General features: G+C 57.5%; 9 protein-coding genes and 1 pseudogene. 7 read left to right on the forward strand and 3 right to left on the reverse strand.

The features are described 5' to 3' along the window. Positions 1 to 2,344: 2,344 nt before the first annotated feature. Positions 2,345 to 2,698 carry a hypothetical protein gene (locus tag F3J19_RS03430; RefSeq protein WP_167037651.1) on the forward strand — a complete coding sequence of 118 codons (354 nt, stop codon included), beginning with the start codon at positions 2,345 to 2,347 and terminating at the stop codon, positions 2,696 to 2,698. Positions 2,699 to 2,871: 173 nt separating this feature from the next. On the opposite strand, the gene F3J19_RS03435 is transcribed toward F3J19_RS03430, so the two are convergent. Beyond that, on the reverse strand, positions 2,872 to 3,786 hold the full coding sequence (locus F3J19_RS03435; protein ID WP_167037654.1) for a LysR family transcriptional regulator: 915 nt from the start codon (positions 3,784 to 3,786) through the stop codon (positions 2,872 to 2,874). A 95-nt stretch (positions 3,787 to 3,881) separates the two neighbouring features. Between F3J19_RS03435 and F3J19_RS03440 the strand changes: the two genes are divergently transcribed. Further along, positions 3,882 to 4,949 (forward strand): SDR family oxidoreductase, encoded by a 1,068-nt coding sequence (locus tag F3J19_RS03440; RefSeq protein ID WP_167037657.1) that lies wholly within the window; start codon positions 3,882 to 3,884, stop codon positions 4,947 to 4,949. Between the two features lie 290 nt (positions 4,950 to 5,239). Here the strand turns inward: F3J19_RS03440 and F3J19_RS03445 are convergent, their stop codons facing one another. Continuing rightward, entirely contained in the window at positions 5,240 to 5,521 is a 282-nt protein-coding gene (locus tag F3J19_RS03445; protein WP_345889822.1) for a hypothetical protein, read from the reverse strand. Between the two features lie 681 nt (positions 5,522 to 6,202). Between F3J19_RS03445 and F3J19_RS03450 the strand changes: the two genes are divergently transcribed. From F3J19_RS03450 to F3J19_RS03460, 3 genes are all read left to right on the forward strand, one after another. Then, positions 6,203 to 7,651 (forward strand): basic amino acid/polyamine antiporter, encoded by a 1,449-nt coding sequence (locus F3J19_RS03450; protein WP_167037659.1) that lies wholly within the window; start codon positions 6,203 to 6,205, stop codon positions 7,649 to 7,651. 547 nt (positions 7,652 to 8,198) lie between these two features. Beyond that, the gene (locus F3J19_RS03455) at positions 8,199 to 8,651 is read left to right on the forward strand and encodes a Fur family transcriptional regulator (protein ID WP_167037661.1); all 453 of its coding nucleotides are present in this window, start codon (positions 8,199 to 8,201) and stop codon (positions 8,649 to 8,651) included. A gap of 512 nt (positions 8,652 to 9,163) precedes the next feature. Then, the gene (locus F3J19_RS03460) at positions 9,164 to 9,970 is read left to right on the forward strand and encodes a porin (protein ID WP_345890998.1); all 807 of its coding nucleotides are present in this window, start codon (positions 9,164 to 9,166) and stop codon (positions 9,968 to 9,970) included. Between the two features lie 61 nt (positions 9,971 to 10,031). Here the strand turns inward: F3J19_RS03460 and F3J19_RS03465 are convergent. Further along, positions 10,032 to 10,401 (reverse strand): annotated as a pseudogene (locus F3J19_RS03465) (transposase); the annotation flags it as partial. On the opposite strand from F3J19_RS03465, the gene F3J19_RS03470 reads away from it, so the two are divergent. Then, entirely contained in the window at positions 10,390 to 10,509 is a 120-nt protein-coding gene (locus tag F3J19_RS03470) for an integrase core domain-containing protein (protein WP_167037664.1), read from the forward strand. The pseudogene F3J19_RS03465 and the gene F3J19_RS03470 sit on opposite strands and share 12 nt — an antisense overlap. Before the next feature lie 932 nt (positions 10,510 to 11,441). Then, complete coding sequence (locus tag F3J19_RS03475; protein ID WP_167037667.1) at positions 11,442 to 12,740, forward strand: site-specific integrase; 1,299 nt, start codon at positions 11,442 to 11,444, stop codon at positions 12,738 to 12,740. Positions 12,741 to 12,971 lie beyond the last annotated feature (231 nt).

Here is a 12,971-nt window from a genome sequence, read left to right on the forward strand (position 1 = left end):
CTCGTGCGGGCTTTTTTGTTGGTGGCGGGCGGGTTGTTCTGGCGGGATGGAGAGTGTCTAGAGTCTAGACACTTTGGGTGGCTGGCCGAGTGACGCCTGTGTTGTCAGGGTTGCGCGAGGGGAAAAGGCGATCTGCTGGTCTGTTTGATTGCGACTCTCTTTGTCTCGCTTTGGGGTGGGCAGCCGGTTCTCAACGGGCGTTGGCCGCTCAGGGATCGCTCGGTTGGAACGGCCGTTCAGAAAGATATTTGATCTCGATTTTTTATCACCACTTCGCTTGCTGGGACGGGAGGGAAGTATTCGATCGACACTCAAAGCGAGATTCACCGTTCCCTCGCTTGGCATCTGGGTGATCTCGTGTTTGCCGGCGATGATCCGAGCCTCGGCGCCTTTCTCGATCCGTTGATGCAGTTGGACGAGGCCATTGGCTGTCCCATCGAAGATGAGATGGTGAGCGCGTATTTAGAAGCGGCGTGTGGAACGGTCACTTTGTTGCTTATCTCGTCCGCTCGTGTTCTTTCTCATCCGGCTGCTCGGTATCGGGCGATATCTCCTAAACATAACGTGGCCCGAGGGTGGGCGCGTCGAACAGATAAGTTGGTAGCCGTTCGTCGAATAAACCCCACTTGTTGACGCGAGAGTGAACTCCGTGCGTAAGGAGTTACTTGAAGGTATTGCGTCGGCTCATTGGTGCCGCCGTATGCGCTGACATTTCTACGGGGAGAAGCAGAATGCGGGGTCTGGGTATTCCAGCTCAGATACCCGCTACTGCAGTCTGCCGAAATATTTGCTGCGTGGTCCGATCTCTACTTACGCCCTGTTTCCCTTGAGAGGCTCGTTCTCGACGGCCATCACAACGATCAGGCTCGCACAAAAAGTCGCATGGAGTTTTTCTCGCGTCCTCCGTTTGCCGTGTCATTGACGGCGTGCAGCAAAAACGGTCTGCTGACCTTCTGTCATCGGCCTCGCTCCATTGCCGTGTGCACCTTGAGGACCGATTTCACTACATGGCTTTGGCGCGTATAAACATTGGCCATCTTCCTTATATTGGGTTGTGCTCTGGGAAATGGACCCGTCGCAGAGGGCCTGTCTGGTTCGACTAATAATGAGGCGCAGATTCAGTTGTCTCTAACGATTACGGCGCCGGCGTGAACGATCCGCGGATCACGTGGAGTTTGGCCTACTGGTCTGGAGAGCGACGATCAAGCCAGCATGGAGGCTGGAACGTCCAATCAGTAGAGAACGTCCTGAATCGATATTCACGGAAGAGTTCGCTGGCTTACCGTAGGGTCGGCAAATGCGCTATCGAGGTGCCAAAAATCCTCCCTTGTCAGGGGAAGCCGGCTCAACCCATGAGGGGAAATTTCAAAGCTGCCAAGAACAATGGCGGGCTAGCATCAATGGCAACAGCCTGATAGATAGCCTTTTACAGGTCCGACAGGAACAGGATTTACGTCTTGATCCTGATGCAGCGAAGCCGACTCTTCTTCCTCTACGAAGGCCATATGGGGATCGTAGATGTTCTTAGGCCAGGTCCTGCCTACACGAGACTTGGTGCAAACAGACGCTAGCTTCATGACTGCAACAGCGTAGTCCCGCAGCACTACCCGGCATGCTATCGCGATTTACTTCCCGTTCTGAACTCCGCAGAGCTAGGGTCAATGCCTGTCGGCGATCAGCAGCCGTAAGAGGGTTACGGTAAAGATAACAGCGCAGCGATCCGGCGGTTTTCCTAGCGAATCGCCATCTCATCATTCTCAAGCCGATCGGTATAGGCGTGGGAACATATCGCTTTATCCACGGACACCACGCGACAGCATCCTTACCGAAACCCACGTGTCAGGCGAGCGAACAACAGGGAAGGGAGGTAATATAATTAGGGGCTATATCAATTGACCAGCCACAAGCAGTTAAATTGCGCAAAGCAATACCAATTTCGACAATATATGCACAAGTTTGTGATTCCCGAGCCAATTTAGCGTGTAGCCGCATCGTGAAACAATATAAAACGGCGGGAAAACCAAGCAACTCACTGTTTTATAAGCTGTTTTTAGAAATTATGAATTATGTTTCACGAAAAAAGGGCGTTTGCCAAGCGAAACGAGAGTTGTTCTCGCCGGATGGGATGTATATCGGAAATATCTAAGAAAGTATCGACGAGCCGTAGCATTCAATACGTAATTTGTAGCGAACGTCAACGCTCCATCCAACGAACTCCCACCGTTCCGCACCCATAACCGGGATCACGAAATTCAGTAGTACGCGCGCAAAAACTATCAATTTTATTTGCGGACCGACACCCGAATAATCCGTCTCACGCTCTCACCACAATGACGGTGACAGCATGTCAAAATCCACCCGCATCCAACGCGGAATCCGCCTTTACAGCGATCGGCATGAGTGCTTCCTGCGCAAGCTCGACCTCGAGGGCTACATTGCCGAAGCGGCAAAAATCGGCGCCAGTGGCATTGAAATCGTAAGCGAGCAGATGATTCCCAACGCGTCCGATGCGTTTTATGCCCAATGGCGCGAATGGAAAGCGCAGTACGGCACGACACCGGTTTGTCACGATCTCTTTCTCGACACGAAGCGCTATCCTGACCGTCGCCTCGCTGATGACGAATGCGTCACATCCATCGAGGCCGATTTGCGTCACGCGTCCAGACTCGGCTGCACGCTTCGTGCGCGTACTCGTTAGCGTATCCGCCGCATATTCTCTCGCGCTACTCGTGATCGCCGCCGTGCCACGTGCGCGTCGCGCAGGATGGAGAGCGCGATGCCGAACACGGCAGCGGGGCAGCAGGGCAGTGACGCGTCATATCGCCAACAAACAGAATCACTCTCCGTCCAGCGGACACTCGAAGCCCCCGCTCATCGAATCTGCAAATGAGCTTCGAGCGTTTGCGCCAGCACATCGATTTTCGGTGTGCGTCGCCGCGCAACCGGCCATATCAGGCTGAGCGGTAAGCCGTCGGTGGCGGCGTCCGCGAGGATTTCGACCACGCGTCCAGCCTTCAGATCGTCCCGCACCAGCCAGGTGGCGAGCTGCGCAATGCCGAGTCCCGCCCGTACGAATGCGAGTTGCGCCTCCGCGTCTCCCGCCACGATGCGGGAGCGAACGACGCGCTGGCCAATGTGCCCGTCCGCCTGAACGTACGACCATGCCGATTGCGTGCCGTCCGGCCGTCCATAGACGATGCAGTCGTGCCTTTCCAGATCGTCGATCGTCAGCGGCGCGCGGTTCCGTTCAAGATAGGCCGGTGCCGCACAGAAGATCAGTCTTTCATGGCCCATGGCGTGGTGTGCGAGCGATGACGGCAGATCCTGCGGGCCACCGATGCGCACGGCCAGATCGACGCCTTCGTCGGCCAGGTCGACGAAACGGTCCGCGAACAGCAGATGCGGCCGCACCTCCGGATACTGCGCGGCAAACCGCAGCAATACCGGCACGACACACAGCCGCCCGAACGATGCCGGCAAGGCAATGCGCACGGTGCCGACCGGCTCGCGCTTTTGCGCGGCGAGCACGGCTTCCGTCTCCGCAAGCTCGCCCAGGATGTTCGTGCATGTGGCGTAGAACGCGTGTCCCGCATCGGTGAGTGACAGGCTGCGCGTTGTCCGCTCGAACAGCACGACACCGAGCCGCTGTTCGAGCCGAGCGATGCTTTTGCTCACAGCCGAGCTCGTCAGGTTCAGTTGCTGGGCGGCGGCGGTGAAACTGCCGGCATCGGCGGCACAAACAAAAGGCACGATGCCTTTCAGACGTTCGTTCGGGAAAGTGGTCAATTGATGAAATTAATTCTCGAAAATGATGAAATATTATCCGAGATAGGAATTCATGTCTGAAGTACCCTCATCCGGTCACCAATCCGGAGAAACAGATGAGCAAGAAAGCATTGATCGTCGGCGCAAGCGGCGTAGTAGGGCGGGCCTTGGCGGAACGCCTGTTGTCGACCAGCTGGACTGTCTATGGACTGTCGCGCGGGCGCAGTGCCGCCGTGCCCGGCTGCGTGCCTGTCGTCGCGGACCTGACCGCAGCCGATTCGGTTGCCGCTGCGACGGCGGGCCTCGACGTCAGCCATGTCTTTTTCACCGCCTGGTCACGTCAGGCGACCGAGAAGGAGAACATTCGCGTCAACGGCGCGATGGTTCGCCATGTCCTCGGTTCTCTCGCGCACTCCACGAAGCTCGAACACGCTGCACTGGTGACGGGCCTCAAACACTATCTGGGTCCGTTCGAAGCCTACGCATCCGGCGCTGTCCCCGATACGCCATTTCGCGAAGTGCAGGGCCGTCAGCCGGTCGAAAATTTCTACTACGAGCAGGAAGACCGGCTTTTCGAAGCAGCAGCCCGCGACGGCTTCACCTGGAGCGTGCATCGCCCGCACACGATCATCGGGTTTGCACCGGGCAATGCCATGAACATGGGGCAGACGCTGGCCGTCTACGCAACACTGTGCCGGCATAGCGGACAACCGTTCGTCTTTCCCGGCTCCGCGGCGCAGTGGAACGGGCTGACGGACATGACCGATGCGCGTCTTCTGGCCCGCCATCTTGAATGGGCCGCCACGAGCACGGCCGCGCGCAATGAGGACTTCAACGTCGTCAATGGCGATGTGTTTCGCTGGAAGACGATGTGGGGACAACTGGCCGATTACTTCGGCATCGAAGCCGCACCGTTCGACGGTACCGTGCGGCCACTCGAAGGCCGGATGCAGGACGCGGCGCGCCAGTGGCGCGACATTGCGAACTGGCACGGACTGAAAGAGCAGAACATCGACCGGCTGGCTTCATGGTGGCACACGGACGCCGATCTCGGACGTCCGATGGAAGTCGTGACGGACATGACAAAGAGCCGCAAGGCAGGGTTCCTGGATTATCAAGGCACGCCAGATGCGTTCTTCGATCTTTTCGGACGCCTGAAGGCGGAGCGTCTCATTCCGGGTTGAGAGCTTGGTTGCCCGCCTCAACCTCGCGCGCGCATTCGGGCAACACATCCTTGAATCACACGTAAGCCGGATCGTTGTCGCGCATCATCAGCTTACTTACCGCGGATCGTCGATTCATTTCGTGCCGACAACGCGGAACGTATTGAAACCGGAATTTTCCAGCTGAAACCAGGGCGGAAAAGTTCTGTTCAGGTCGCCCGTTCCTGATTGATGCGCAAAGTAAAAAGCCGTCACCGTGAAGTCACGATGACGGCTTTCCATTCGGCCGTTGTTTTGAGTGGCGCTTCCTGTTATTGAGGCGTCGACGCCGACATGGCGGCGGTCGCGCGCTGGCGCGATTCCTGAACAGACTGATTGCGCTCGGCGCTGGCCTGACGCCGCTGTTCTCTCATTTTCGCGCGGGCCTGCGCATTCGCCGCGCGCTGTTTCTGATTAGCCTGACGCACTTCCGTCCGTTTCTGAACGATCGGGTCGCTATGCGTTGCACTGGCCGCTGCGGCGGCCGGGGCGGCAGCATCGGGCTGGGCCGGTTGCTGCGCAAATACCGATCCTGAAGCGATCGCGCCGAACACGAGCAATGCAGAGGTGATTCCAAGAATAGTACGTGACATCATTTAACTCCACCAGTTAAGACGACTAATTACATTACATACCTACCTGAAATATGTTTCTTTGACCGTGCCTCATGCGCTATGACTCATAGTCGGTGCCGTGGCGTTTCAAATTTACCGATGACATATCATGGCGGCGTTATTCGTTTCGCCGGCAGCAAAGGACATGTACGTGGCACGCAGGGGCCACTTTAACACTCTGTTCGATGCATGCAACTGGTGTGTCTCCAAAGATTGAGGAATTAATCGTTATTGAGCATGGTAAATATGAATTAGTTGTCAAATTCATGCGTACCTGACGTAATGAAATGGACCACTCGCTGCGCATGAAAGAACAATTCACTAAAAGTTGAGTGATGCCATATCGGTAAAGATAATTTATTATGGCTGCGATGATGGTTTGGGCTACTCAGGTTCGCTCGGCGAAACCTGCATGTCGAAGCCTCTTTGAAGCGAACTTTTAACCACTACGACGAGGACATTCCCGACTAGGACACAGGTTGCCTGATCGGGAGAATGGTTTGCATCGCATGCGGAGTGGGTGACATGGATGCATTGCACAACGAGAAGCATATACCGTGTGCGTGCTGATTCCACGTCAGTCCTTTTCCGGAAGAAATCGGCTTCTCCGAATGGTGGACGATGACAACCCAGGTTGAGACGAAACTGTCGTTGCCCGCATTGACCGCGATGGTCGTCGGCTCCATGGTGGGGGCGGGGATTTTCTCGCTGCCGCGCAACTTTGCGCGGGCGACCGGGCCGGCTGGCGCGATCATCGCGTGGTGCGTGGCGGGCATCGGCATGTATGCACTGGCGCGCGTTTTTCAGGCGCTGGCCGAGCGGCGTCCCGAACTCGATGCCGGCGTGTTCGCGTACGCAAGGGCGGGCTTCGGCGACTACGCGGGCTTTCTGTCCGCATTCGGCTACTGGATGGCGGGATGCTTCGGCAATGTGTCCTACTGGGTGTTGATCAAGTCGACACTCGGTGCATTCGTTCCCGCATTCGGCAACGGCAATACGGCGATTGCGATCATCGTGTCGTCGCTGGGCATATGGCTGTTTCACCTCGTGATGCTGCGCGGCGTGCAGCAGGCGACGATGATCAATACGATCGTCACCGTCGCGAAGGTGATTCCGATCGTGCTGTTCATCGGCATTCTGATCGTCTTGTGCCGCGCCGATATGTTCCGCGCGAATCTCTGGGAAGGTCATGGCGAGTTGGGAGCAGGACTCTTCTCGCAGGTGCGGGCCACGATGCTCGTTACCGTGTTCGTCTTTGTCGGCATAGAGGGCGCGAGCGTGTACTCGCGCTATGCGAGAAAGCGCGCCGACGTCGGCACCGCCACGGTCTCGGGCTTCGCGGCGGTATTGTGCCTGCTGGTTCTCGTGACGCTGCTGCCCTACGCGACATTGCCGCGTGCCGACATCGCGCTGATGCGCCAGCCCTCGATGGCCGCGGTGCTCGGTGCGCTGCTCGGTCCATTCGGTGTGGTGTTTGTCAGTGTGGGGCTGATCGTTTCGATTCTCGGCGCTTACCTCGCATGGTCGCTGATCTGTGCCGAGGTGCTGTTTGCCGCCGCGCGCATGGAGACGATGCCGCGCATCTTCTCGCGGCAGAACGAGCGCAAGCTGCCGGTCGCCGCTATCTGGCTGACCAGCAGCGTCGTGCAGATGTTCGTGATCAGCACATACTGGTCGACCGATGCATTCGCGTTGATGCTCAATCTCACGAGTTCGATGGCGCTGATTCCGTATTTTCTCGTGGCCGCGTATGGCATCAAGGCTGCGCGTCACGATCGCGAGCATAGCGAGCAACATGGCGACCGTGCTTTGAGCCGCGTGTTACGCAGGGAATATTTCATTGCGGCGTTCGCGACGTTGTATACGGCCTTTCTGCTGTTCGCGGGGGGCGCCAAATTTCTGATGCTGTCGGCGTTGCTCTATGCGCCGGGTTCGGTGCTTTACGTGCTGGCGAAACGCGAGCGTGGCCAGCGTGTGTTTTCCAAGGCTGAGTGGGTTATCTTTGCTGTCGCGGTGTGTGGCGCTGTTGGCGCGTTGGTTGGTCTTGTGTCTGGGGGCATTGTCATTTAAGACTTCGGGCTTCGCTGTCGTGATCTGCAAATGTTCACGCAATTCGGGGTACTGCGTGGCAAACCATAGCAACGGAGCGTTTCCAAACCGGCGCGCGAATTCGTCGTCGAATCGCGTATGACAGGAAAATGAATACCTAAAATTATCGCGAATATTGCAGCACTCCATCTCAAGCGCGGCAATGCTGCCGCTTCATGAATTGCGATAACTCGCGAACATCATGGACAACTGTCAACAAAAGCGGGTATAGGCCGGTCGATCTGGCGATCGCGCATCACATTGCAGGCGGGAGCTAAAACTTCTTCACGTCGCATGCAGCCAATGAATTTCTCATGGCAACACCTGGCGCGAAGCCATGGCATAAAAACGAAATTCGCCGCAACTCAACAACGACCTTAAGGTTCTCCTAAGGATGCAGCTCTCATAGTCTCTCCTCTTTCCATTCGTCCTGCGAGAGCCGGGCGATAACCGTCCCGCCCCTTTCTTCGCATCGACCGGCGACGACAGTCCTCTCCAACGGCGCGATCGCCTGCGCCGCGTTGCCATCATGTCCATGAACATTCATCGAATTCTCGAGCAGGCCGGCTTGCGGCCCACGCTTCCGCGTGTCCTCGTGCTGGAGTTTTTTCATCAGCACGCCCATGAGCATTTCAGCGCGGATCAGGTCTACAAGCGCCTGAATGGCGATACGCCGAATATGAGCCTGGGGACGCTTTATCGCGCGCTAGGTCTGCTCGTGGACAGCGGGTTGTTGAGCAGCGTTGCACTCGGCGAAGGCTGCCTGGTTTACGAGTTCAATGACGGCAAGCCGCACGATCACATCGTGTGTACCGAATGCGGCGGCATCCGCGAGTTCTTCGACGAAGAGATCGACGCGCGTCAACAGGCGGTCGCGGATCAACTCGACTTCGACGTATCGGGACGGCACCTCGTACTATTCGGCCTGTGTCCCGACTGTAGAACGGGCAAGGTGCAGATGCGCATGGTGGGCAGAAGATAGCAGAGCACATCCGACGCCACTCGTTCCGACTGGTCGCGTGCGCCGCACACCCGAGCAGAAAATAAGCAATTCGAAACATTCGATAGACGAATCGGTCCTAGCCTCGGCAACGGCGGTCCGTGTGTGCAATCGAGCGCACCCGCACGGCCGTCGTCACGGTCATCGACTCGGGTAATATCGTGCCGTTGCCGCTGGCGCATGATGAACGACGAGGGCTGTTCGTGAACGCCCAGGCCGGTGCCCGGTTGCAACGTCGCGCCCGGCAACGGGCACGAGGGCCACGGCGGTTGCATGATCGACAAATCCGGCCATGACTTCAACGATCAGACGTTGCCGATCGGTGTCGCCTGCCGGGCCATTTTTGTCGAGCAATACTCCCTGTAGTCCGACATTCGCAATGTGCTATCGCTGACTGGTGCGGCGCCGGATCGGCGGCAAGACTCTACCCATAACGATGCCGACAACGAGGAGTCACATGAAATATAAGAAGACCGTTTTGTGCTGCAGCAGCGGTGCTGTTTTCTCACACGGCTTGGGCCGACTCGTATTTTCAGCGAGTGCTGTCCGAGTGGCCGTCGATGCCATCCGCTATCCAGCAGACCGGCATTTCGCTCTATGGCGCCGTCGACATGGGCCTCAATTTCCAGAGTGTGAGCGGCAATTCGCGCTGGCAGACGCAGAGCGGCGGCGTTCACACGTCGCAATTCGGCTTGTTCGGCCGGGAAGACCTCGGTGGCGGCCTGAAGGCGGAATTCAATCTTGAAAACGGCTTCATGGCGAACAACGGCACGTTCGGCACCAGCAATACGCTGTTCGATCGCGCCGCGTGGGTTGGCCTCAATTCGGCAAGCTGGGGCGTGGTGCGCCTCGGCCTGCAGCCGACCGCGAATCTGCCGCCCTTCGTCGACCCGTTCGGCGAAGTGACGACGAATTCGGTCGTCACGTGGCTCGTGGGCAGTGCGGTGCAAACGCCGAAGGGTGTCGGCTACAACGCCGACCTCGGCCCGGGTTCGAGTCAGGTGCTCGTGCGCACAAACAACGCGGCAACGTGGACCACGCCGCGCATCATGGGTTTCGGCGCAACCTTCCTCTATGCGTTCAACGGCCAGGCCGGCGTGTCGCCGAACGCGTCGAACGAGGGCGCTGTCGCGTCGTGGACGAACGGCACATGGTATCTGGCGGCGCGTATATTCGCCCGTGCGCGCTGGTGCGTGGACGCGATGGCTGACCAACAAAACGGGCTTGCAGCCATTGCCGATTGTGCCGAAAGCACAACCCTTACCGCTGCCCGAGATCATTGCGCGCCAGGCGCGCATTGAAGTGCCGGCCACGAGGAGCGAGCGGCGCAAACCCCGCTGAGGGGTGCCCCTATGTCCTTCGTCAAGCGTTAGGGGCTGACTTGGGTTGGTAAATGGAGCCGTCGCGCAGCATGGCGAACAGGACGTCGCAGCGTCGCCGTGCCAGTGCGATGAGGGCCTGGTTATGTCGCTTTCCCTGCTGGACCTTGCGTGCGTAATAAGCCCGTGAGACGGGGTCTCTCAAGGCCGCGAAGGCAGATAGAAACAAGGCGCGTTTGAGCACCTTGTTGCCGCGCCTGGACGGATGCTCGCCACGGATGGATGAGCCTGAGCGCCAGGTAACCTGCCGAAGCAAATGCTTTGTGTGCGACCTCGGTGAGAAGTCTGGCGGCGGTCCTGACGCCGACTCCCGGCATGCTGGTCAGGACCGGCCAAAGAGGGTGAGCGAGCAGCCGTCGATGGGCACGGCCGGTGACGCCTACGACAACGCCATGTGCGAATCATTCTTCGGCACGCTCGAAGCGGAGTTGCTGTCGCGAGAACACTTTCCGACCCATTAACAGGCTCGACGTCGTCTCTTCTGGTTCCTCGAGGGCTGGTACAACGTGCGTCGCTTACATAGCAGCATCGGCTACTATTCGCCGCTCGAATTCGAAGAGTCGCACATAAAAAAACTGGGCGCTCCGACATGCAGGTTGCCCATCGTCGGGCGGCGTCATGGTCGTGACAGGCGACCCGCCGCCCGCCCGTGGACAACCTGCGACTCATCGATCAATGGAGGCCAACCACACATCGATCGAAACCGCAAATCCGTCCGTCGAAGCGGGTCAATCTCACTACCACGCCAAACAGAATTGTAGGGAGTGTGCAGCCAACAAGGTCTCGCCGGCGAGTGTCTCATGCCCTAGTGGAAGCGGTCGGTCGGCAATTGCTTGTGGATGGCACAAGTGGGCCGATCAGGCGCGTGTCGCGGAACTTCTATCATCATTCGCGAGAATGACGTTTCAGACGGGTTTTTCACTCACGGACGGCAGTGTATCGTCGACGTGCAAGCTCGACGGCGGACGCGAGACTCGTGAAGCTACGTCTCATATCGACGGCAAAGTCAGTCGCGCTTGACCTTATCCGCACGAACCTCAACTGTGCGTTCCGAGGAGATTATCGAGTTTCCGGCGAATCGTGAATGCGGCGCGCCGTCTCGTTAACGCCGTTGATACTCCGAGCGCAGGCGTCTAATGGACGTTACTGGAATATTTTGGAGTGGGAATGATTTAGACTGCTCCCAGGTCGTTCCGGGAGGTCCGGTTTTTCCTGTTTTTCCGTTAAAAAACAGAGGGTTATTGTCCGCGGCGATCCGATGGGATCCGGACAGTGCCCGGAGGAAATGTCGGTATCGGTGACGGTACCGACATTTCTTCCTCGGACGGCCTTGTCCGATACCGTCAAGTCAGTCTGACGGTATCGGTTGACGGTATACGTTCGAGGAGTCCCTATGCTCACAGACATGCAGTTGCGAGCGCTGAAGCCGGCCCAGAAGATCTACAAGGTTGCCGATCAGCGTGGGCTATATGCGGCAGTGACGCCGTCAGGCGCGGTGAGCTTCCGGTACGACTACCGGGTGAACGGTCGCCGGGAAACCCTGGTTATCGGTCGGTACGATCCATCACTTTCCGCACGGAAGCCACGCAAGCTAGACGAACTCGGATTCGGAATGGCTATTAGCCTCCCGGAAGCCCGGCTTCTACGCGACCAAGCCTACGGAGCCATCCAACGCGGAGAAAGTCCGTCACGTGCGAAAGTCGAGAAACGGGTCGAGGCGACCGAGGCGCTAACGTTCGGTAAGTGGGCGGAGAAATACTTTGTGGAGACTGCTCTTGCCGACTCAACACGAGCGATGCGCAAATCGGTATACGAGCGGAATCTCGCGTCGGAATTCGGCCGGCTGAAGTTGGAAGAGATCACGCCCGCACGACTGATGGCGCGCTGCGAGAAGATCAAGGAGAGGGGCGCCGCGGCCCCTGCCGTGCAGGCGCGCGACATCGTTCTGCAGGTCTATCGTTTCGTGCAGGCGCGAGGACTAAAGGTGGACAATCCTGCGGAGGCCATCCGCCCGTCTGCCATCGCCACCTTCAAGCCGCGTGATCGTGCACTGTCGCCCGCAGAAATCCATGTGTTTTTCAGTGCATTGGAACGGACGCCGACGATGCCTACGCTGCGTCTTGCTATCAGATTCATGCTGCTCACGCCGGTGCGCAAGTCCGAGTTCATTCTGGCGATGTGGAGTGAGATAGATTTCGACGCCGCAGTCTGGACAATTCCGAAGGAACGGATGAAGGCCGGCCGCTCTCACATTATCTATCTTAGCCAACAGGCTCTGGACATTCTGGTCGCATTCAAGACGTGCTTCGGAGCGAGTTCGTACGTGCATCCGGGCCGCTATGAGACGGCTTCCCCGATAAGTGCGGCGACCCTGAACCGTGTCATCGACAGCACGGTCAAGCTGATACGCGACGACGGGGTGGATTTTGATCCGTTCACGGTGCATGATCTGCGTCGGACGGCCAGCACACTGTTGCACGAAACAGGGTTCAACACCGACTGGATCGAGAAATGCCTCGCTCACGAACAGCGTGGCGTGCGCGCGGTCTACAACAAGGCCGAGTATGCAGAGCAGAGGAGGGAGATGCTCCAGGCGTGGGCGGATATGCTGGACGACTGGATTGCCATCAATCCAAAGATGAGCGTTCTCGCGTCGACACAGCCAGTCAAGACTCGTGAGTACATCTCTTAAGTTCGAACTTCTATGTGCTCAAGAATGTACTTGTTTGCATTCGGATCGCCATGTTTGACGCTGGGCGAATAAACAAAATTTCGGCATGGGTGGAAAATTATCCTGGGTACGTTGGATTCCTATCTATTTGGTAAAATATTTTCTGGTTCAGGAGAGGACTCGAATATAAAGTTTAAGTATTTGAAAATTAAATAAATATTTTTATTTCATATCGAAAATATACGTATTTGT

Origin of the sequence: Burkholderia sp. Ax-1724 (assembly GCF_011752995.1) — a bacterium.
GTDB lineage: Bacteria > Pseudomonadota > Gammaproteobacteria > Burkholderiales > Burkholderiaceae > Paraburkholderia.